This window comes from Georgfuchsia toluolica (assembly GCF_907163265.1).
GTDB classification, from domain to species: domain Bacteria; phylum Pseudomonadota; class Gammaproteobacteria; order Burkholderiales; family Rhodocyclaceae; genus Georgfuchsia; species Georgfuchsia toluolica.
Window position 1 is genome coordinate 760,367 of the sequence record NZ_CAJQUM010000001.1, and the last position, 20,846, is coordinate 781,212.

A 20,846-nucleotide genomic window follows, 5' to 3' on the forward strand; every position below is an offset into this window, starting at 1 on the left:
TCAGCAAAACCATATAAGCCACCCAGATAGAGGAGACGCAACGATGAGCTACAAGACCCTGCAGCCTGAGGACTGGATCCCCCCCAAAGGATATGCCAACGGCGTAGAGGCACGGGGGCGGCAAATCTACGTCGGCGGCCAGATCGGCTGGAATGCGCAATGCAAGTTCGAGACGGATGATCTGGTCGCGCAGATCAAACAGGCCCTGATGAACTGTGTGGCCGTCGTAGGCGCGGCCAACGGCGGCCCCGAGCATATCGTGCGCATGACCTGGTATCTCAGGAACAAGAAGGAGTATGTCGCCCGCTTGAAGGAAATCGGAGCCGCCTATCGCGTGGTCATGGGCCGCAACTATCCGGCGATGAGCGCCGTCCAGATCGCCGATCTTGTCGAGGACGAGGCTAAAGTCGAGATCGAAGTCACCGCCGTCATTCCTGACTGAGTTTCGCGATGACCGACCAATCCGCCGCGCGAGCGCACAAAATGATGAACACGAGAAATTGCAGTGTGCCCCTATCTTGGAGGTTTTCGTCATGACCGCCACCGTTGACGCAATCGATGACTGCCACACCACGAGGTTCGTTACTACCCACTCAGTGCATTTTGAGGACTGCGATCCGTCGGGAATTATTTTCTTTCCTAATTACTTCATCATGATAAATCGCACTGTGGAAGACTGGTTGGCTCATATCGGGAAGCCCTTGACCTCACTAATTCTGGAACGCCGTATGGGAATACCGACAGTGCAAATCGATACAACGTTTGTCGCACCTTCTTTTTTTGGTGACAAGCTCGAATTCCGAATGTCGCCTGTGAAGCTCGGCACATCGTCTTTGTCATTGCAGCACATAGTCCATGGCCATGACGGTTCGGTGCGCATGCGCACGAATCAATTGCTGGTGGCGACATCACTGCAAACTCATCGCTCCATTCCCTGGCCGGAAGATATTCGCGCCGCCATCAGTTGCTTTAAAGAGAAGACGTGTGAATAAAAAAGTCTAAAGCCCGAACATTGGGCAAAACCGTAACCAACCCCATCCCAATGGAGAAACACTATGCGTATCGTTTGTCTTGGTGGCGGCCCCGCGGGCCTGTATTTTTCGATACTGATGAAAAAGGCCAATCCGGCCTGTGACATCACCGTGATCGAACGCAATCAACCGGATAGCACCTTTGGCTGGGGAATCGTTTTTTCCGACAAGACCATGGACGGCTTTCGCCAAAATGATCAGAAAGTGGTCGATGAAATAGAACGCAACTTCCATCATTGGGACAACTGCGACGTCTTCTTCAAGGATCGACGGATCGTCTCCGGCGGCCACGGTTTCTGTGGCATCGGGCGACTGAAACTTCTGCAGATATTTCAGGCCCGTGCAAAAGATCTCGGCGTGAACCTGAAATTCGCGACCGAATTCAAGGATCCGGACGACTATGCACAGGATTACGACCTGGTTATCGGCTCCGACGGTGTCAATTCGATCACGCGAACCAAGTACGAAAGCCATTTCAATCCGCGCATTGACGTGCGCAAGTGTCGATTCATCTGGCTCGGTACCAAAAAGAAGCTGGATGCCTTCACCTTTGCGTTCAAGGAAACCCCTTGGGGCTGGTTCAACCTGCATGCCTACCAGTTCAACGAGGAGTGGGCGACTTTCATTGTCGAAACTCCAGAAGAAACCTGGCTCAAGGCCGGCATCGACAAGATGGAGCCTGATCAGTCGATCGCCTTTTGCGAGGAACTGTTTGCCGACATGCTCGATGGCAATCGCTTGATTTCCAATGCTCGTCATCTTCGCGGATCGGCCGTCTGGCTGAAATTCAATCGCGTTCTGTGCGAACGTTGGTTTAAAGACAACATCGTATTGCTCGGCGATGCGGCTCACACGGCGCACTTCACCATTGGTTCTGGCACCAAGCTGGCGATGGAAGACGCGGCGGCGCTGGTCAAGGTGCTGAACAGCACCGAAGGTGACATACCGGCACGACTTGCCCGCTATCAGTCCGAGCGCGAGATTGAGGCGCTCAAGTTGCAAAGCGCCGCGCGCAATCGGATGACCTGGTTTGAGAATGTCGAGCGTTACGTCGGTATGGAGCCGGACCAGTTTGCCTTCGCCGTGCTCACAGGCAGCCAGCGCGTCGGCCATGCCAATCAGAAGTTGCGTGACAAGACATACACCGACGATTTCGACCGATGGTTCGCTGCTCGCTGTGGTGTGTCAACGTCTGCCGGGACCGAACCGGTCCCGCCGATGTTCACACCCTTCAAGTTGCGCGGACTGACGCTTGCCAATCGCGTGGTGATGTCGCCGATGTGCATGTATTCAGCCGAGGAAGGTGTGCCGACGGATTTTCATCTGGTCCATTACGGCAGTCGTGGCATGGGCGGTGCGGCATTGATCGTGACCGAGATGACCTGCGTATCACCCTACGCGCGCATTACGCCTGGATGTACCGGCATCTGGAATGACGAGCAAGAACTGGCATGGAAACGCATCGTCGATTACATTCACGCCAATGGCGATAGCAAAGTTTCGCTGCAAATCGGTCATGCAGGACGCAAGGGATCGACCCGCCTGGCTTGGGATGCCATCGACATTCCACTGCAATCCGGTGGATGGCCGTTGTTAGCACCATCGCCACTGCCATATATCCCTGGAACCTCGCAGGTGCCAAAACCGATGGATCGGGCCGACATGGATCACGTCAAGGCGGATTTCATCGCCGCTACGCACCGTGCCATCAAAGCCAACTTCGACATCATCGAGTTTCATGCCGCCCACGGCTACTTGATGTCGTCCTTTATTTCACCGCTGACCAATCAGCGCCAGGATGAGTATGGCGGCAGTCTGGAAAATCGCTGCCGCTATCCACTGGAAGTGTTCCGTGCAATGCGCGCGGTCTGGCCCAAGCAAAAACCCATGTCGGTGCGCATTTCAGCCCACGACTGGGTGGCCGGCGGTGTGACTCCGGATGATTCGGTGGATGTCGCCAGGCTGTTCAAGGACGCCGGCGCCGACATTATCCATGTCTCGTCGGGTCAGGTCAGCAAGGAAGAATCCCCCGTCTATGGCCGCATGTTCCAGGTGCCGTTTTCCGATCAGATTCGCAACGAACTTCATGTGCCGACGATTGCCGTCGGAAATATTTTCGAGGCCGACCATGTCAATACGATTATCGCCGCTGGCCGTGCCGATCTTTGCGCACTGGCGCGTCCGCATCTCGCCGATCCGACCTGGACGCTGCATGCCGCTGCCGAGCAAGGTTTCAAGGACATTCTCTGGCCAAAGCAGTATCAAGGCGGCAAGACTCAACTCGAACGCAATCTGGAACGCGCGGCGCAACTCGCGCTGAATGCGTGATGAGCGGCGCTCACGTGGCTGAACGGCATGCGCTGGTGACCGATGGCGGACGCGACATGGCCTTGTCGCATTAACGTCCGCGAACCACAGGGAGCGGTCGGCGGCACCGTGATAACCGTAACCAGCAGGGACTCCACTCAAGAAATCCGAAATCCTGTCCAACTAACCGAGCGAACCTCTGCGCAACTTTGCAAAAGCTCTTATTCAGTACAAAAACAGCCTCCAATCTCAACAATAGTTCATAAATTACTGCTTATCTTATGTCCTACCCCTGTATCAATAACGCATAGGATGCACTAAATGTGTTTTTAAACGTCGATGCTATTAAACACATGGTTGGAATTTTTATTGGCCCAAGAATTTTGTGGCGCACTATGAAAACTCAAATCCCATCGCCTGCCAAATCTTCAGCGTCCCTTAATCTGAAAACGGTCGTGCCAATCAGGCCACTGGATTGCATTCACGTTCCCGCTGAACTTGACGGCCACCAGGGTGAAAACCGCGCCGACAAAGCCCGTCTACAGATCCAAGCTGACAATGATGTCGAGGCGATCCGATGTTTTCTTGCCGAATATGACCGATCGCCCGGCACATTGCGGATTTATCAGCGTGAAACCGAGCGTCTTTTGTTGTGGGCTCTGATCGAATGCGGGAAACCACTCTCAAGCTTGAATCGGCAAGACTTCGAGGGCTATCTAAATTTTCTGGTCGACCCGCAGCCATCGCGGCTGTGGTGTGGCCCAAGGATTGAGCGGGCGTCAGAGGCTTGGCACCCATTTGTTGGCCCATTGAGCGAGAGCGCGGTTCTTACCGCCATGGCTGCAATCAATTCCCTGATGCGCTACCTGACCGACGCTGGATATCTTGCCGGCAACCCCCTCGGCCTGATCCGACAACGCCGGCGCAAAACGGCCATTGAAGCCGCCGGATCACCTTTAGCGGTTTCGACGACAGATGAAACCGAGAAGGTCGAACGCTTTCTTGACGAGGAAATGTGGGCTGCGGTTACTAAAGCAATTGAAAACATGCCCCGTTCCAATGATCAGGAATGCGCCGAATATGAACGGGCCCGCTTCATCGGCGCGGTGCTGTATATGCTGGCGCCTCGTGCCGGGGAACTGGAATCCCACCGCATGAACAGTTTTCGCGAAGAACGCGGTCGCTGGTGGTGGCATGTCGTCGGCAAGGGAGGAAAAAAAGCGAAAGTTCCAATCGCCGACGACATGGTGCAGGCCCTGATGCGGTACCGGAAATTCCTCGGCTTGACGGCGGTTCCTAAGCGAACGGATATCACGCCGATCCTGGTGTCGCTCAAGGATCGCAGTCCGATCACGGCACGGCGCCTGAACCAGATTCTGAAGCGCATCTTCTTTGCCGCCGCCGAACTGTTGCCACCAGAGTCCGATTACAAGAAGGAAAAGCTTCGCGCAGCCTCAGCCCATTGGGGACGCCATACCGGTATTACCGCCAAGATCGACAGCGGCATCAACGAGCGCTACGTCCAGAAGGATGCGCGCCATAGTGACGCCCGGACGACGCAGCGCTATATACATGAAGAAGAAGAGCACTGGCATGACGAAGCGCAGAAACAACATTTGCCTTGGGAAAAGGAATCAGGCAAGTAAAAAGCTTTGCCAGAAATTGCACGGACAGGTGACCTGACCTCAGGCAACCCTGCGCTGCATTCTCGTGTCCTTGATTTGGACTGTGTAAATACTTCTTGACAGCCCAATTTATATTGTCTAAATTAGCTTTGTACTGTCTAATTTATTGTTTTATTGTGTTCAAATAATAGAGCAGGTAGCCATGCTATCAAGCAAAGAAGTAATAGATAAAACAGGTATTTCAAGGGCAACATTAAATAATTACATTAATCTTGGAATACTGTCCAAACCGATTGTCACCAATCCTGGCCAACCAGAAGGACCCAGGCAGCTCGGCTACTTTCCGGATGACGCTATCGAGCGCATACGCCAGGTACAGCAACTCAAGCAAGAGGGAGTGAATATGACCGAAATCGTTTCCCGAATGAGGAATGGCGGTGCCCAGTCTGCCACCCCAACGGTGAATCCACCGACATCACCAGCGGAAGTTGTTCCACTGCCATCGTCCGGTCTGCGCGTCACTCTGGACGAAATTCACCACCCCGCCTACATGATCAACTACAACTTTGAGCTGGTATGGATCAACGAGAGCGGCAAAGCGGAATTGTTTGGCGGTTTGCAACAGTTGCCTGCCTTAATCGAGGAGCGGAACATCTTCAGTCTGATGGCGAGCAAGAGCCTGCTTGACGAAGCAGGGGACGTAATCAACCTGCATCTCTCGCTGGCCAAGGGACGTATCTCGGCAGATGGCTTTCGGGCAAGTTGCCAAGGTTTGTTGTCGGCCCATGACTGGGGCTGTCTGGAAAAGCGCTTTAATGAAGTTCAGCCGCTCTCTGACCGTCCGGTGTCGGAATCCCGTGTGTATTTCAAAAACCAGAACCGCAACTACAAGGCCTACGCCTGTTTTTTCCGCGAAGGAATTTTCGTTGTCTACGCCAGCGATTCCAGAGCACAGGAGTCGCTGCTGGAGCTGCTTTCCCACCGCGACGAGATGATCCGCAATCTGCTCCGCCAGCGTCTCCCGGTGCTGACTTCGCTGGCCGTGTTGGTGGCCGACCTGCAAAACTCGGTAAAGATATGCTCTGAACTGCCGCCCGAAGAATATTTCGAGTTGATCAACGAAATCTGGGCAACGATGGGCACAATTTTCCGTAAATACCACGCCACTTGCGGCAAGCATGTCGGGGACGGCATGCTGTACTACTTCTTCCCTCAGCCAGAGAGTAATTACCTCATGAATGCCCTTTGCTGTGCCCAGGAAATACGGCAGGAGATGCAACGCCTGAGCAAGTCTTGGCAGTTGCGCAAGAACTGGTTGAACGAGTTGTACCTGAATACCGGCATTACAGAAGGCCAGGAGTGGCTTGGCACTTTTCAGACTCCGACCAGCGTCGAGTTTGTCGTGCTGGGCGACTCCATCAATCAGGCGGCGCGGATATCCGATTTTGCGCGCCACGGCGCCGTGTGGGCTACCAAAAGCCTGATCAGCAAACTGCCGGCCGCTGAACGAACACGCCTGCGTTATGGCGTTACCCGCCAAGCGCCTGGCGGTCAGAACCTGTTCGTGGCATCGAGTTTTTCGCAGTTGTCTTCATTGTTGGAACGGGATGGTGTGTACAGCGAAAAGTTGCGTGATATCGCCACCCTGCCGATTACCGAAGTCGTCGAGATCAGCGCCTAGCGGACTTTAGGTGTCCGTAATCCGGCGCAACAACACCGCGATTAAGTATGCGCGTCTTTGAACAGTCCAAAAAAATTTCTTGTCGTCGCTTGGGCAAGTGCGGAATACTCAATTTCCCGTAATTTGGCGATTTCCTCTGCCACATGTCGCACATAGGCCGGCTCATTCCGTTTGCCCCGATGCGGTACCGGGGCAAGATAAGGCGAGTCGGTCTCGACCAGCAATCTATCCAGTGGAATAACACGAGCCATTTCCTTTAATGCGACAGCATTCTTGAACGTGACAATGCCGGAAAAGGAAATGTAGAAGCCGAGATCAAGTGCTTGTTGCGCTACTTTGGCCGATTCGGTAAAGCAGTGGAACACCCCGCCGACGCTGTCCGCCCCCTCCTCCCGCAATATCTTGATCGTGTCTTCTGTCGATGATCTGGTATGAATAATCAATGGCTTGCCGCAATCCTTGGCGGCGTGGATATGGCGACGAAAGCGGTCACGCTGCCATTCTAGATCGCCGGTCAGTCGGTAATAATCGAGCCCGGTCTCGCCGATGGCGACAACTTTGGGATGCGTCGCCAGCGATAGCAGTTCATTGACCGTTGGATCGCACCCTTCCTGGTGATCGGGATGAACACCGACACCGGCAAACAGATTGTCGTGCGCTTCGACCATGGCCAGCATGGCTGGGAAACGTTCCAGAGTTACGCCGGCGCAAAGCGCCCAACCCACGCCGTTTTCTGCCATGGCTGCCAACAACCGGGGCTGTTCGTTGGCATAGTCCGGGAAATCAAGGTGGCAGTGCGAGTCGACTAGCAGGGCATTCATCAGGATCGAGGCAGGGACAACGCTGCTGCGCAACGTGCCGCCAGGTCTTCCAGAAACAGCAGTTCGTTAAGGGGATGGCGGGCGGTGGCACGAATCTTCAGCAAATCAGCGTAACAGCGGTTCAGCCGCGCGACCGAGATTTTCGGGGCAACAGTCAACAATTCTTTTTGCGAATCAGGTAAATAGCGCGGCGTGCTGCCATTGCGAACACGAGTCAAGTCATAAAGCCACTTTTGAACTGCATCGATCAAGTGTTCAAGCAGGAAGCCTGGATTTTTTTTACGCAATGCTTCCCAATGCGCGGCCAACGCAATCGGTTCGAGCGGCGGACGATACAGGGGTTCGATGGCCTCATCGACGACCGCAGCACTACCTTCTTCCTTCAGCGCTAGCGCTTTAAGCGGCGCTCCACCGGCCAAACCGAGAAGTTGTTCGGGTTCGCGGACGCCCTCCGCTTTCAGCCAAGCACTGGCGACGACAACATTGGGAATGCCGAACAGCATTTGCCGGCAACGGCTTCGCAAGGTGGGTAACAAGCGCTTTGAGTTTGATGAAACCAATAAAAAATATACACTTGATGGTGGTTCTTCAAGTATTTTAAGAAGTGAATTCGTGGCTGCAACATTCATGGCATCGGCCGGATTGATCACGACAACCCGCTTGCCCTGGCGATGGCTACCGACAAACACGAAGTCTTCGAGTGCACGAATCTGGTCAATTTTGATTTGCATTGCTGGGGCGGCAGATTTCTTTTTCGATTTGGCAGTCGATTTTTCGGCCCCCTCCTCCTCTTCAACGTCGCTTTCGAGGGTAATTTTGCGGAAATCGGGGTGGTTGTCCGTAGCAAGCAAGTGACAGCCGTCGCAGATGCCACAGGCGGGCTGGCTCCCTTGCGCGGATTCACAGAGCAAACGGGCGGCCAATTGGTCAGCAAACAGGCCCTTGCCGGTACCAGCCGGGCCAATAAACAACATGGCGTGCGGCAAGTTGGCAGGCTGGGCAAGCAAACTTTCCCAAATTGATTCCTGCCAACTAAATATTTTATTAACAATCACTTAATATTATATTTTCAAGTAATTTATGAGTCTCAGCGATGCTCAGACTGGCATCGATGACGCGAAATCTAAGTGGAAATTCTTTGGCTCTGTCAAGGTAGGCCTGCCGAACGCGCTCAAAGAAATCCGCCTTTTCCTGTTCAAAACGATCCGCAGACTGTCCCGTACCTTGCAGCCGTTTTGTGGCTGTGGCGACGTCGAGGTCGAACAGAAAAGTCAGGTTTGGTTGCAGATCTTCCTGCACCCAGATTTCAAGTTGCTGTAGTTTGGTCTTGGCCAACCCCCGCCCACCTCCCTGGTAAGCAAAAGAAGCATCAGTGAAGCGGTCGGATACCACCCATTGCCCAGTTGCCAGCGCCGGTTCGATCACCTTGACGATATGTTCCCGCCGCGCGGCAAACATCAACATCGCCTCGGTCTCCAAGTCCATGCTCTCGGACAATAACAGGCCACGCAGTTTTTCGCCAAGTGGAGTGCCGCCGGGTTCGCGCGTTGAAACAACATCGTGTCCCTTCGCACGCAGGTACTCGACCATCCAGGTGTGATGGGTACTTTTGCCGGCACCGTCAATACCTTCGAAGGTAATGAAGCGCCCCCTCATCCCGGGTTTTCCTTTCGTTTCTGGTAGCGGGCCACCGCTCGGTTGTGTTCTTCGAGCGTACGCGAAAAAACGCTGCTGCCATCGCCTCGCGCCACAAAGTAGTAATTGTCGTTTACTGCGGGGTGCAATGCCGCATGCAGGGAAGATTGCCCAGGTAACGCGATCGGGGTCGGCGGCAGACCAGATCGCAGGTAGGTGTTATAGGGAGTGTCAGCCTGTAAATCCTTCTTATGGAGATTGCCGTCGAACTGGTGCAAGCCATAAATTACCGTCGGGTCGGTTTGCAACAGCATGCCGGAACGCAAGCGATTTATAAATACGGCAGCGATTTGTTCGCGGTCGTTGGCAAGACCGGTTTCCTTCTCGATGATCGATGCCATGATCAACGCTTCATAGGAGCTGCGGTAAGGCAAATCTGCTGCGCGGCTGTTCCATTCTGCTTCCAGGCGGCGACTGAGTACAAGATGGGCGCGCCGGTAAATGTCAAGATCGGAGGCATTTTTCGGGAACAGATAGGTATCGGGGAAGAACAACCCTTCCGGGTGGGGCACGTCGATGCCGAGTTTGGCCAGTAATTCGGCATTGCGCATGCCTGCGCTCTCATGACGAATATCTGGGTGATTATCGAGCAACTGCCTGAAGTCGGCAAAGGTCTTGCCCTCGATCAATACCACCTCGCCCTGGTTGATATCGCCACGGGTGAGCTTTTGCAACAATTGCCAGGGAGTTACCCCGGCCTCGACTTCATAGCTCCCAGCCTTGATTTGCGAGGCTCTGCCCAGCACCCGGCCGAACCAGGCGAATTGCCACGCCGGCATATCGATACCGGCATCCACCATTTGTCGTGAGGCGCCGTGCAGGCCAACGCCCAAGGTGATCTCAAAGTCGAGCGGAGATGTTTTCAGACCGACCGGCCGGGTCGCGAACAGATAAGTCAATGCGGCGAAACAAACAGCGCCAAGCACCATCAAATAGAGTAATTGTCTCAGCACGCGCAGCAAGGAGTTCAGGTCAAAATGAACCTCTATAATAGCCTAACCCCCAAGTAAGAATCTCTGGAAAATCTATGGTTAATGACTGGCTTGAATCCTTGCGTACGACAGGCTTCGATGCGGATTTTGAATCAACCGGCAACCCTGGCGTCGACGCCCAGCGCGTCGCCAATGGAACCGTAATCGCACCGCTTTCCCATCTTGGCATTATTCAGGTGCAAGGGGGCGATGCGATTGAATTCCTGCACAATCTTCTTTCCAACGATGTCAGTAGTCTCGGCGAGAAAGAGTTGCGCCGCGCCGCCCTTTGCAATCCCAAGGGCCGCATACTGGCCAATTTTCTGCTCTGGCGCGATGCTGACGTTATCACGCTGCAGCTCTCGGCCGACTTGCTGCCCATAATCCAGAAAAAGCTGTCGATGTATGTGCTGCGCTCAAAGGTGAAGCTCGGCGATGCTGGCGAATCTCTGGCGTGCATCGGTCTGGCCGGCCCGCAGGCTGCCGTGCTGCTCCAACAACAGGGCTTCCCGCAACCCGGCCCAATGCAACAGCAAGCCTTCGAAAATGGAACTGTCCTTGGCCTTGGTGACCGGCGCTTCGAGATCGTGATCGCTGCTGGTAAAGCCGCCGCACTGTGGCAGACTTTGTGTGTAGCCGCACAACCGGTGGGCATCGCGGCATGGCGCGGGCTGGATATCGCGGCAGGCATGCCGCTCATCACTGCCGCAACCATGGAAGAATTTGTACCGCAGATGGTGAATTACGAACTGATTGGCGGCGTCAGTTTCAAGAAGGGTTGCTATCCGGGCCAGGAAATCGTCGCCCGCACGCAGCACTTGGGCAAAATCAAACGCCGCATGTACCGTGCCCATACCGTAATGGACAAACTGGCAGACGGTACCGCAGTCTATGCGTCAGAGACGGGCGAGCAGGCTTGTGGCGCCGTGGTGATGAGCGCGCCATCAGTGCAGGGCGGACTTGATCTGCTGCTGGTGGCTCAATCGAGTTGTGTCGCTGCGGGCGAGATTCATCTGGGCAACCCGTCCGGCCCCGTACCGCGGATACTGCCCCTGCCCTACGTGGTTGAATGACGCCGCGTTGATGCCATGTGCCTGATCCTCGCCGCGTGGCAGGCCCACCCGCAATACCCACTGGTAATTGCCGCCAACCGTGACGAATTTTTCGCCCGCCCTACCCGTTCTGCCTTCTTCTGGCCGGAAGCGCCGAACCTGTTGGCTGGACGCGATTTGTCGGCAGGTGGCACCTGGCTGGGCATCACTCGTGGCGGCCGTTTTGCCGCGTTGACCAATTTTCGCGACCCGACACAAGTGAAACAACTCGCCACTTCGCGCGGCTCTCTGGTAACCGCCTTCCTGCAAGGCACGGCAAAGGCACTCGACTATCTGGCGGACGTCAAGCTCATCGGCGACCGCTACAACGGTTTCAATCTGCTGGTTTGCGATGGCGATACGCTGGCCTGCTATAACAATATTGAAAATCAGGCGCGCAACCTGAACGCGGGAGTCCACGGCTTGTCCAATCATGTCATCAACACGCCCTGGCCCAAGGTAACCACGGCGACTCACGCACTCGAGAAGTCACTGCATGATTTGCCGGATACCGATGGTTTGTTCCACTTCCTGCGCGACACAGCCATTGCCGATGATATCGATTTACCGGATACTGGCGTCCCGCTCGAATGGGAACGGCGTCTTTCCGCCATCTTCGTGCGCGCCACCGCAGACTCGGCTTACGGCACCCGTAGTTCGACGGTGCTTGTGGTCGGGCAGAATAACGAGGTATTCTTCGACGAACAGGAATGGAACGCCGACGCCGCCCAGAGCCACCGACAGCGTTTCAGATTCACACTAGACCAACCCGACCATGGACGCCCCACTCGTTAAAACTCCCGCTCTCATAGATCGTCTGCAACGGCCATTGCGCGACTTGCGCATTTCGGTCACGGATCGTTGCAACTTCCGCTGCGTCTACTGCATGCCGAAAGAAAGTTTTGGCGGGGGTCATCAGTTCATGCGTCGCAGCGAGTTGCTCAGTTTCGAGGAAATTCATCGCCTGGCGAGCATTTTTGCCGATCAGGGCGTGCACAAGATTCGGCTTACCGGTGGCGAACCTCTGTTGCGCGAGCGCCTTGAATTGCTGGTCGAGAAACTCGCCGGGATCGGCAAACTCGAACTGACCATGACGACCAACGGCTCGCTGCTGACCAGGAAGGCGCAGGCCCTGCGATCTGCCGGCCTCAATCGCCTGACGGTGAGCCTCGACGCCATCGACGATGCAACCTTTCGCGCCATGAACGACGTCGGTTTTTTGGTAAAGGACGTGCTTGACGGCATCGAAGCCGCCAGTCGTGCCGGCTTCGGCCCGATCAAGATCAACATGGTGGTCAAGCGCGGCCTCAATGACCATGCCATTCTGCCCATGGCGCGCCACTTCAGGGGCAGCGGCCACATCCTGCGCTTCATCGAGTACATGGATGTCGGCGCCAGCAACGGCTGGCGCATGGATGACGTTGTGTCTGCCGACGAAATCGTGGACAAGATCAATACCGAATTTCTTCTTGAGCCGTTGCCTGGCAATTACGTCGGCGAAGTGGCGCGGCGTTGGCGCTATGCAGACGGCAATGGCGAAATCGGCGTCATTGCTTCAGTGACGCAAGCTTTCTGCGCCGACTGCAACCGCCTGCGCCTATCGACCGATGGCAAGCTTTTCACCTGCCTGTTCGCGACGCAGGGCCACGATCTGCGTGAGATGCTGCGCTCCGGCGCCTCCGATGATGCCATCGCCTCGCGCATAGCTGCAATCTGGCAGGCGCGCGAAGACCGCTATTCCGAAATTCGTACTGCGGCAACTGTCAACCTCAAGAAGATAGAGATGTCCTACATTGGTGGCTAACTCGACTGATATTACTGGCCTGATTCTCGCCGGGGGGAAATCCACTCGCATGGGTGGGCTCGACAAAGCATTACTACCCCTAAATGGCAGGCCGATGATCGAATGGGTGATTGATCGTTTTCGCCCGCAAGTCGATAGCCTGATACTTAATTGCAACAGTCACGAAGCGGCACTTGCGGCCCTGGGTTACCCGATCATTATTGATGTGATTGCCGGCTACCCCGGCCCGCTGGCCGGTTTGCATGCAGGAATAACCTGCGCCAATACAGAGCTGCTGGCCTGCGTTCCATGTGATGTTCCCCTGTTGCCGAGTGACATGGTTGTGCGTTTGCATCAGGCACTAACTACTACCAAGGCCGATATCGCAGTAGCTCGCACGTCAAGCGGTCTGCAACCCACCTTTCTGCTCTGCCGCTGCACGCTCGGGCCGTCGATCGAGGATTTTCTTGCCGGTGGCAGGCGGGTGTTTTGGCATTGGCTAACACGGCAACGCTACGTTGAAGTCGCCTTCGCCGACGAGGCCGCTTTCAGCAACATCAATACGCCACAGGATATGGAGCGAATCGCATTTAGCCTGACAGCCTGCCGGACTTGAATTGAACCACAAACCGGTTATCGATTCCGCAAGTGATCGATAGCCTGTTCCATGCGATCAATTGCTGTCACTTCGATACCAGGAATCGGTTGGCGCGGAGCGTTGCCCTTGGGGATAAGGGCGTGGGTAAAGCCAAGTTTGGCGGCCTCACGCAAGCGTTCCTGGCCGCGTGGTGCAGGGCGGATTTCACCGGTCAATCCAACTTCACCAAATACTATAAGTTTATTATTCAACGGATTGTTTAATAAAGAAGAAACAATAGATAACAACACTGCAAGGTCGGCTGCCGGCTCCTGAATCCGCACCCCGCCGACGGCATTGACAAACACATCCTGATCAAAACAGACGATGCCCGCATGACGATGCAAAACCGCCAACAGCATCGCCAATCGGCTTGACTCAAGTCCGACGGACAAACGCCTTGGATTGGGCGAATGGGCAGCATCAACCAAAGCCTGAATCTCGACCAGCAGGGGTCGCGTTCCCTCCTGCGTCACCATCACACAGCGCCCCGCCACCTCGCCACCCTGCTGGGAGAGAAACAACGCCGAAGGGTTGGAGACGCCGCGCAGGCCCTTGTCGGTCATGGCAAAGACGCCGAGCTCATTGACCGCACCGAAACGGTTCTTGAAGGCGCGCACCAGACGGAAGCTCGAATGCGTGTCGCCCTCGAAATAAAGTACGGTATCCACCATGTGCTCCAGCACGCGCGGCCCGGCCAGCGTCCCTTCCTTGGTGACATGGCCAACGAAAATCACCGTCGTGCCGCTCTGCTTGGCCATACGTGTCAGTTGCGCCGCACATTCGCGCACCTGGGCCACCGAGCCCGGGGCCGATTGCAGTGCGTCCGAATAAACCGTCTGGATCGAGTCGATTACCGCCACGACAGGTTTTTCGCGATTCAGTACGCGGAGGATTTTCTCGAGGTTGATCTCGGCCAGCAGTTGCATGTCGCCCGCGCCGAGGTGCAAGCGCCGTGCGCGCAAGGCAACCTGCTCGCCGGATTCCTCGCCCGAGACATACAACACCGGTAAACCGGCATCCGCCAGCCTTGAGAGCGCTTGCAACAATAGTGTGCTCTTGCCGATGCCGGGGTCGCCACCGATCAGCACCACGCCGCCGGCGACCAGTCCGCCGCCCAGCACGCGGTCGAATTCCTCGATGCCGGTCGCTTGGCGCGGTTCTTCGGTTGGATTGATCTCGGACAGTTTTTGCAGCCGGGCTTCACCACTGAGTGAAGAATAGCGATTACCTGCGCCCGCAGCCACTGGCTCGGCAACGGTTTCGACCAAAGTATTCCACTGGCCGCAACCGGGACATTGGCCCTGCCATTTCGGCGCACTGGCACCGCATTCGGTGCAGGAGTAAATCGTCTTGACCTTGGCCATCAGCCCTGCTCCACCACGGGTACACGTGCAGCCAGGGCACAGAACAGTTCATAGCTCACCGTGCCGGCGCTGGCCGCCACCTCATCAGAACTCAGCCCCTCGCTCCACAGGATTACCGGGCTCCCTACCCTGGCAGCGGCGATGTCAGTGAGGTCTACGCAGATCTTGTCCATCGAGACTCTTCCGACCGTGCGAGTACGCTGCCCGTTCACCAGGATGGGCGTGCCGGTTGGGGCGTGGCGCGGATAGCCATCGCCATAGCCACAGGCCACGATGCCGATTGTCATCCTGTGCTCGGCAACAAATGCGCCGCCATAGCCCACACGGTCGCCAGGCTGCAAGTCGCGCACCGCGATGAGTTCGCTCGTCAGCGTCATCACCGGCCGCAGTCCAATCTCGGCGGCACTTTTCATCCACGGGAAAGGTGATGCGCCATAAAGCATGATGCCCGGCCTTACCCAATCGCCCAAGGCTTCGGGAAAGCGCAGCAGCGCCGCCGAATTCGCCAGACAAAGCGGGTAATCACGCCCTCTATGCATTTTTTTAAGACATTGCATTTGATCGTCGATACCCAGCCCCTCGTCGGCATCGGAAAAGTGGGTCATCAGGGTAATCTCGTAACCGCGCAGCAAATCGAGTGCGGCTGCCAGTTCGTCAACATTCAGTCCGAGGCGATTCATGCCGGTATTGAGCTTCAGATAAACCGGCAGCGAAAAATCGCTGCGCACCAGTGCTTCGGCCTGATCGAGACGATGTACCACGGGGATCAAATGTTGCTGCGCGAAGGCCTGCAATTCGTCGGTATTGTAGAAACCTTCCAGTAACAGCAGCGGTTGGCGAATTCCCTGCGCACGAAGTGCGAGCGCCGTATCGAGTTCAAGGAGAGCGAAGCCATCGGCCACCTGTTCCAGACCTCGCGCAATGCGCAGCGCGCCATGTCCATAGCCATTGGCCTTGATGACCGACCACATCCGCGCCTTGCCGGCATGGCGACGGGCCAGCGCATGGTTATGGCGCAGGGCTGCAATATCGATATGGGCTTGGATCGGACGCGTCACAGGTTGGTCAACTGCTTCAGGCATATAACGCGAGTTTCTCACAGGTCGCCTGACATACACTCGAAACAAGCTTTCTTTCCCTGATCTTCACGGCCTTGAGTAGCGCGCCCTATGTGATATAAAACGCCCTCAAAATGAATCTAGGCTTCTACCTGATACTGGCCGCCCAGTTTTTTTCCGCGCTGGCCGACAATGTGCTGTTGATCGCTGCGATTGCAATATTGCAGGGCATGGACGCCCCCATCGCGTATGAGCCACTGCTGAAGACCGTGTTTACCCTGTCTTACGTGGTACTTGCGGCCTTCGTCGGCGCATTCGCCGATTCGATGCCCAAGCGCCGCGTCATGTTCATCAGCAACGGCATCAAGATTTTTGGTTGCAGTCTGCTCTTCTTCCATGTGCATCCTCTTGCAGCCTACGCGGTAGTCGGCCTCGGCGCCGCTGCCTATTCGCCGGCAAAATACGGCATCATTACCGAATACTTGCCGCCGCGTCTGCTGGTTGTCGCCAACGGCTGGATCGAAGGACTCACCGTGGCCGCAATCATTCTCGGCATGGGGCTGGGCGGCCTGTTGATCAAACCGGATATCGCGGCCAATCTGCTTTCCTTCGATTTTCCGCTTATCGATACCGGTATCGACACTGTCCCAGAAATGAATATTGCGTTCGTAGGCGCGATCTACCTGGCTGCTGCACTGATCAATCTTTATTTGCCCGATACAGGAGTCGACCACAAGCCGCTGAAATCCAACCCCCTCTATCTGGTTCATGAGTTCAACCATTGCCTGCGTCTGCTCTGGCGCGACCGCCTGGGCCAGATTTCGCTTGGCGTCACTACCTTGTTCTGGGGCGCTGGCGCAACGCTGCAGTTTGTCGTGCTGGAATGGGCCAAGGCAGCCTTGGGAATGAATCTTTCCGCAGCCACCATCATGCAGGTAACCGTGGCAGCCGGCGTCGCTCTGGGCGCTATCATTGCCGCGAGATACGTCACTCTGCGTAAATCGGTCAGAGTAATTCCGCTTGGTATCGCCATGGGAGTGGTGGTGATGGGCATGACGCTGGTTCACCATGAAGGGATCGCGCTGCTCATGATGATCGCGCTCGGCATGCTCTCCGGCATGTTCGTGGTACCGATGAATGCCCTGCTCCAGCATCGCGGCCATGTATTGATGGGAGCCGGTCATTCGATTGCCGTCCAGAACTTCAACGAGAACCTCTCCATCCTCGCCATGACCGGTATTTACGCCGGCCTGCTGTGGATGGGCCTGTCGATCAATGCAGTGATCATTCTGTTCGGCAGTTTCGTCATCACCATCATGTGGCTGCTGCAAAAACGCCATGAAGCCAACCAGCGCATTCAGGACGACGTTAGTCTGCTTGACGACAGGCCCTAGATCACTACAGCATCAGCGGCCGGTCAGGCAACTCATTGTGACCCCCGCCCGATGAGGGGAAATGCAGCGCCAGCAACTGACTGGCACGACCGATGGCGGCGAGCGTACCGCCGCGATAATCGCCGCGCTTGAAGGCGGCTTCCATGCTACGGCAGACGGCATTCCACTCGGCCTGCGGTACGCGCGCGGCGATGCCGCGGTCGGCCAGTATCTCGACCGCGTGGTCCACCCATTGCACGTAGATCAGGATGCCGCTGTTCTGATCCGTATCCCACACGCGCAATTGCGAAAACAGGTCGACGGCGCGCTGGCGTGCCGAATGGCCATGCCATAACTCATACAGTGGCATGCCACCCTCCACCACAAAACGCAGTTCGCCGCTATGTTGTTTTTCCGAAGCGGCAATCGTCCGCTCGATGGCCGTCAATGCCGGCTTCGGGAAGGCGCGTCTCACCACCCAATGCGGCACGAACAAATGCTTGATCACTCTGAATACATTCATTACCACCTCCCCGAAGCGCCGCCGCCGCCGAAGCCGCCACCACCCCCGGAAAACCCGCCGCCGCCACCAAAGCCACCTCCGCCGAAGCCGCCCATGCCGGGACCACCGAAGCGGCCGCCACCGGCAAGGGTAAAAACAAAGGCAATCAGGGCAACGATGATGGCCACGAACAACGACCCCAGCAGCAGCCATGCGCCAAAGAACGCGATTACGCCGCCGACGCTCGCGCCGGCGGCACGTCCGAGTACCGCGCGCAAAACGCCACCGATGACAAAAACAAAAATCATCGCCACGGGAATGATGTTGTCGGAAAGGTTGAAACCATTGACACCACGGCGCTGGCGGGGTTCCGGCAAGGCTTCGCCGTTGATGATCTTGCCGATCGCATCCACCGCGCTTTGCAGTCCGCCGTAAAAATCGCCCTGCTTGAAACGCGGCGCCATCACGTCGCTGACAATGCGCTTGGCGATGGCATCGGGAATCGCGCCTTCGAGTCCATAACCAACCTCAATGCGCATATGGTGATCGTCCTTGGCGACGATCACGATCACACCGTCATCCACGCCCTTGCGTCCGACTTTCCAGGCATCGGCAAGACGAATGCCGAACTGCTCAATGGTCTCCGGTTGCGTGGTTGGCAACATGAGTATCGCCACCTGCGCACCCTTGGCCGCCTCTACCTGCGCCAGCGCGTTTTCCAGTTGAACTTTCTGCTCCGGGGTCAACGTGCCGGTAAGGTCGGTAACGCGCGCTGCAAGCGGCGGAATCGCGACTTCATCGGCAGCAAAAACCAAGCCGATAGATAAGACAAAAGCCAAAAACAATCTGGCCACAGAGTTCACAGAGAACACAGAGGAAAACAGTGATTTGCTTCTAACTCTGTGCACTCTGTGTCCTCTGTGGCTTAAATGCATTTACTTGGCTGGTGCCGGTGCGGTATTGAAATTCACCTTCGGCGGTTCGCTGATCGCTTTTTCATCCTCGACTGTGAAGCTGGGCTTGGGCTTGTAGCCGAATGCCATCGCCGTCAGGTTGTTGGGAAAGGTGCGCACCGCGACGTTGTAAGTCTCGACGGCCTTGATGTAACGGTTGCGCGCGACTGTGATGCGGTTTTCCGTGCCTTCGAGCTGCGCCTGCAGGTCGCGGAAATTCGCATCCGCCTTCAACTGCGGGTAGTTTTCCGCCACCACCAGCAGGCGCGACAGCGCTCCGGTAAGCTGGCTCTGCGCCTGCTGGAATTTGGCGAAAGCCTCTGGATCATTCACCAGCTCCGGCGTGGCATTGATGCCGCCCACGCTGGCGCGCGCCTGAGTCACTTGCGTTAGCACATCCTTTTCGTGTGAAGCATAGCCCTGCACTACTTGCACGAGATTGGGCACCAGATCGGCGCGGCGCTTGTACTGATTCAGCACTTCGGCCCAGGAAGCTTTAACTGATTCGTCATTGGTCTGGAAAGTGTTGTAACCGCAGCCTGAGAGCAGCGAGGCGATGAGGACAATCACCGCGAAGAGACGGAAACGCATGGAAGACCTCCAAAGGAAGGGACAATGGTGTGCAATATGGGGCCGGCAGGCAGAAAACTCAAGTCTCAACCTAAGCGTCGACGCTGACGGGGACAAACCCCTTTCAGCGCTTAAAGGCTGATCGGCGGGTGTTGGCGCTGATCTTCAAAGAATTGAGGTCTCATCTGGCAACAGTTATTCCAGAACTCGCAAACGCAAGACCAAAAACCCAGGAGCCACCGGTCTTGCGAAGGTTTCTGCCTTATGGCCTGATCAGCATCTTCATTGCGCCATCGGCCTTGTTATGGAAGGTCGAAAAGGCCTTGTCCACGTCCGACAACGAGAAAGTGTGGGAAAAGTACTCCTGCGGATTAAGCACGCCCCGTTCCACTAGGCGCAGGGATTGCCACATAAAAGGCTGAACATTGGCAAAGCCGTTCATGTGCAAGGTGATGTCGCGCAGGAACACGTCGGCAAGATTGAGATTGAACGTGTTGTCGCAGAATACCCCCAACGCGGCAATGGTTCCGCCGCAGCGGACAAGATCGAGAGACATCTGCAGCGTTTCGGGAGCGCCCACCATTTCGATCACCTTGTCGAAACCGCGGCCAACGGTAAGCTGCAAGGCCTTTTCCTTCCAGCCCTCTTCCGCTGGATTGATGGTGACAGCGCCCTTGCTCGCAGCGGCCGCCAGGCGATGCGGCACTTTGTCGAAGGCGACGACACATCCGGGGCCGCCATGCAGCGCTATATCCAGGGCCATCAATCCACTCGGGCCGCAGCCGACGACCGCGAGGTTTTCGCCGGCCTGAATATCGGCCAGGCGATTGGCGATCAGGGCCGCTGGCAGGTTGCATGAGAGTGTCAATGCGGCGCCATCGGGTATTTCGTGCGGCACCTTGATCGCGTGGCTGTCGGCGTAAGGCAGGACTATCGTTTCGGCGTGGGTGCCGTTAAGGTTGCCAAACGGGATGCCGAAGCCGTACACCGCCTTCTGCGTTGTTTCGCAATGGGCCGTCTGGCCCACCGCGCACATGTAGCAGTGCCCGCACGAGACGGAGTAACCCATGCTGATGCGGTCGCCGCGCTTGAACCGTGCCACCGATTTGCCTGTATCCAATACTTCGCCGACGAGTTCGTGACCGGTTTGCGATTTTCCCTTTTTCATGATGGGATCGAGTGCGCCGCGATACAAGTGCAAATCGGAACCGCAGATCGACGTCGCGCTGACTTTCACCAGTACGTCGTGGTCGGCACGAAGGACCGAATCGGGGATGTTGATACAACGAATGTCCTGAGGACCAAAATAGACCGCTGCTTTCATTTACGCGTCCTTACTCCATCCAATGAACAAAAGTGTTTCGCCATATTTTATGCTTGC

Annotated in this window: 20 protein-coding genes; 10 read left to right on the forward strand and 10 right to left on the reverse strand. The window is 56.2% G+C overall.

Annotated features, from left to right (window positions below; translation table 11 throughout):
* The first annotated feature begins 43 nt into the window (after nucleotides 1-43).
* From K5E80_RS03565 to K5E80_RS03585, 5 genes are all read left to right on the forward strand, one after another.
* Complete coding sequence (locus K5E80_RS03565) at nucleotides 44-442, forward strand: RidA family protein (protein WP_220634870.1); 399 nt, start codon at nucleotides 44-46, stop codon at nucleotides 440-442.
* Between the two features lie 91 nt (nucleotides 443-533).
* The gene (locus tag K5E80_RS03570; protein ID WP_220634871.1) at nucleotides 534-992 is read left to right on the forward strand and encodes an acyl-CoA thioesterase; all 459 of its coding nucleotides are present in this window, start codon (nucleotides 534-536) and stop codon (nucleotides 990-992) included.
* A 63-nt stretch (nucleotides 993-1,055) separates the two neighbouring features.
* Nucleotides 1,056-3,359 (forward strand): bifunctional salicylyl-CoA 5-hydroxylase/oxidoreductase, encoded by a 2,304-nt coding sequence (locus tag K5E80_RS03575; RefSeq protein WP_220634872.1) that lies wholly within the window; start codon nucleotides 1,056-1,058, stop codon nucleotides 3,357-3,359.
* 302 nt (nucleotides 3,360-3,661) lie between these two features.
* Nucleotides 3,662-4,984, forward strand: coding sequence for a tyrosine-type recombinase/integrase (locus tag K5E80_RS03580; protein WP_246590849.1), 1,323 nt, complete (start codon nucleotides 3,662-3,664; stop codon nucleotides 4,982-4,984).
* Nucleotides 4,985-5,129: 145 nt separating this feature from the next.
* Entirely contained in the window at nucleotides 5,130-6,644 is a 1,515-nt protein-coding gene (locus K5E80_RS03585) for an adenylate/guanylate cyclase domain-containing protein (RefSeq protein ID WP_220634873.1), read from the forward strand.
* A 41-nt stretch (nucleotides 6,645-6,685) separates the two neighbouring features.
* Here the strand turns inward: K5E80_RS03585 and K5E80_RS03590 are convergent, their stop codons facing one another.
* From K5E80_RS03590 to mltG, 4 genes are read right to left on the reverse strand one after another with little or no spacing between them, the layout of a single operon-like run.
* Nucleotides 6,686-7,456, reverse strand: a complete 771-nt coding sequence (locus K5E80_RS03590) for a TatD family hydrolase (protein WP_220637213.1) — start codon at nucleotides 7,454-7,456, stop codon at nucleotides 6,686-6,688.
* Between the two features lie 8 nt (nucleotides 7,457-7,464).
* Complete coding sequence (gene holB / locus K5E80_RS03595; protein ID WP_220634874.1) at nucleotides 7,465-8,520, reverse strand: DNA polymerase III subunit delta'; 1,056 nt, start codon at nucleotides 8,518-8,520, stop codon at nucleotides 7,465-7,467.
* On the reverse strand, nucleotides 8,510-9,121 hold the full coding sequence (tmk, locus tag K5E80_RS03600) for a dTMP kinase (protein WP_220634875.1): 612 nt from the start codon (nucleotides 9,119-9,121) through the stop codon (nucleotides 8,510-8,512). The genes holB and tmk overlap by 11 nt, the downstream gene beginning before the upstream one ends.
* Nucleotides 9,118-10,113 (reverse strand): endolytic transglycosylase MltG, encoded by a 996-nt coding sequence (gene mltG / locus K5E80_RS03605; RefSeq protein ID WP_246590850.1) that lies wholly within the window; start codon nucleotides 10,111-10,113, stop codon nucleotides 9,118-9,120. Before mltG ends, tmk begins: the two co-directional genes overlap by 4 nt.
* 74 nt (nucleotides 10,114-10,187) lie before the next feature.
* On the opposite strand from mltG, the gene ygfZ reads away from it, so the two are divergent.
* Genes ygfZ through mobA form a run of 4 tightly spaced genes read left to right on the forward strand, consistent with a single transcriptional unit; the run spans nucleotide 10,188 to nucleotide 13,621 of the window.
* Nucleotides 10,188-11,204, forward strand: a complete 1,017-nt coding sequence (ygfZ, locus tag K5E80_RS03610) for a CAF17-like 4Fe-4S cluster assembly/insertion protein YgfZ (protein ID WP_220634877.1) — start codon at nucleotides 10,188-10,190, stop codon at nucleotides 11,202-11,204.
* Between the two features lie 15 nt (nucleotides 11,205-11,219).
* Nucleotides 11,220-12,017 (forward strand): NRDE family protein, encoded by a 798-nt coding sequence (locus K5E80_RS03615; protein ID WP_220634878.1) that lies wholly within the window; start codon nucleotides 11,220-11,222, stop codon nucleotides 12,015-12,017.
* On the forward strand, nucleotides 11,998-13,026 hold the full coding sequence (gene moaA / locus K5E80_RS03620) for a GTP 3',8-cyclase MoaA (RefSeq protein ID WP_220634879.1): 1,029 nt from the start codon (nucleotides 11,998-12,000) through the stop codon (nucleotides 13,024-13,026). The genes K5E80_RS03615 and moaA overlap by 20 nt, the downstream gene beginning before the upstream one ends.
* Complete coding sequence (gene mobA / locus K5E80_RS03625) at nucleotides 13,019-13,621, forward strand: molybdenum cofactor guanylyltransferase MobA (protein WP_220634880.1); 603 nt, start codon at nucleotides 13,019-13,021, stop codon at nucleotides 13,619-13,621. Before moaA ends, mobA begins: the two co-directional genes overlap by 8 nt.
* Before the next feature lie 17 nt (nucleotides 13,622-13,638).
* Here the strand turns inward: mobA and radA are convergent, their stop codons facing one another.
* Together radA and alr are read right to left on the reverse strand one after the other, a co-directional pair.
* Nucleotides 13,639-15,009, reverse strand: coding sequence for a DNA repair protein RadA (gene radA / locus K5E80_RS03630; protein ID WP_220634881.1), 1,371 nt, complete (start codon nucleotides 15,007-15,009; stop codon nucleotides 13,639-13,641).
* Nucleotides 15,009-16,067 (reverse strand): alanine racemase, encoded by a 1,059-nt coding sequence (gene alr, locus K5E80_RS03635; RefSeq protein ID WP_246590851.1) that lies wholly within the window; start codon nucleotides 16,065-16,067, stop codon nucleotides 15,009-15,011. Before alr ends, radA begins: the two co-directional genes overlap by 1 nt.
* A 134-nt stretch (nucleotides 16,068-16,201) precedes the next feature.
* Between alr and lplT the strand changes: the two genes are divergently transcribed.
* Nucleotides 16,202-17,461, forward strand: coding sequence for a lysophospholipid transporter LplT (gene lplT / locus K5E80_RS03640; RefSeq protein ID WP_220634883.1), 1,260 nt, complete (start codon nucleotides 16,202-16,204; stop codon nucleotides 17,459-17,461).
* 4 nt (nucleotides 17,462-17,465) lie between these two features.
* Here the strand turns inward: lplT and K5E80_RS03645 are convergent, their stop codons facing one another.
* The 4 genes from K5E80_RS03645 to K5E80_RS03660 all read right to left on the reverse strand — a co-directional run bounded on the left by K5E80_RS03645 (nucleotide 17,466) and on the right by K5E80_RS03660 (nucleotide 20,789).
* The gene (locus K5E80_RS03645; RefSeq protein WP_220634884.1) at nucleotides 17,466-17,963 is read right to left on the reverse strand and encodes a TPM domain-containing protein; all 498 of its coding nucleotides are present in this window, start codon (nucleotides 17,961-17,963) and stop codon (nucleotides 17,466-17,468) included.
* Entirely contained in the window at nucleotides 17,963-18,796 is an 834-nt protein-coding gene (locus K5E80_RS03650) for a TPM domain-containing protein (RefSeq protein ID WP_246590852.1), read from the reverse strand. The genes K5E80_RS03645 and K5E80_RS03650 overlap by 1 nt, the downstream gene beginning before the upstream one ends.
* A gap of 81 nt (nucleotides 18,797-18,877) precedes the next feature.
* Nucleotides 18,878-19,486, reverse strand: coding sequence for a LemA family protein (locus K5E80_RS03655; RefSeq protein WP_220634886.1), 609 nt, complete (start codon nucleotides 19,484-19,486; stop codon nucleotides 18,878-18,880).
* Nucleotides 19,487-19,727: 241 nt separating this feature from the next.
* Nucleotides 19,728-20,789, reverse strand: a complete 1,062-nt coding sequence (locus K5E80_RS03660; RefSeq protein WP_220634887.1) for an alcohol dehydrogenase — start codon at nucleotides 20,787-20,789, stop codon at nucleotides 19,728-19,730.
* Nucleotides 20,790-20,846: the final 57 nt, after the last annotated feature.

Bases quoted from the DNA above. Each gene is read 5' to 3' on its own strand.
- K5E80_RS03565 (WP_220634870.1), top strand. From the start codon at position 44: ATGAGCTACAAGACCCTGCAGCCTGAGGACTGGATCCCCCCCAAAGGA.
- K5E80_RS03570 (WP_220634871.1), top strand. From the start codon at position 534: ATGACCGCCACCGTTGACGCAATCGATGACTGCCACACCACGAGGTTC.
- K5E80_RS03575 (WP_220634872.1), top strand. From the start codon at position 1,056: ATGCGTATCGTTTGTCTTGGTGGCGGCCCCGCGGGCCTGTATTTTTCG.
- tmk (WP_220634875.1), bottom strand. From the start codon at position 9,121: ATGAGGGGGCGCTTCATTACCTTCGAAGGTATTGACGGTGCCGGCAAA.
- ygfZ (WP_220634877.1), top strand. From the start codon at position 10,188: ATGGTTAATGACTGGCTTGAATCCTTGCGTACGACAGGCTTCGATGCG.
- K5E80_RS03615 (WP_220634878.1), top strand. From the start codon at position 11,220: ATGTGCCTGATCCTCGCCGCGTGGCAGGCCCACCCGCAATACCCACTG.
- moaA (WP_220634879.1), top strand. From the start codon at position 11,998: ATGGACGCCCCACTCGTTAAAACTCCCGCTCTCATAGATCGTCTGCAA.
- radA (WP_220634881.1), bottom strand. From the start codon at position 15,009: ATGGCCAAGGTCAAGACGATTTACTCCTGCACCGAATGCGGTGCCAGT.
- lplT (WP_220634883.1), top strand. From the start codon at position 16,202: ATGAATCTAGGCTTCTACCTGATACTGGCCGCCCAGTTTTTTTCCGCG.
- K5E80_RS03645 (WP_220634884.1), bottom strand. From the start codon at position 17,963: ATGAATGTATTCAGAGTGATCAAGCATTTGTTCGTGCCGCATTGGGTG.
- K5E80_RS03655 (WP_220634886.1), bottom strand. From the start codon at position 19,486: ATGCGTTTCCGTCTCTTCGCGGTGATTGTCCTCATCGCCTCGCTGCTC.
- K5E80_RS03660 (WP_220634887.1), bottom strand. From the start codon at position 20,789: ATGAAAGCAGCGGTCTATTTTGGTCCTCAGGACATTCGTTGTATCAAC.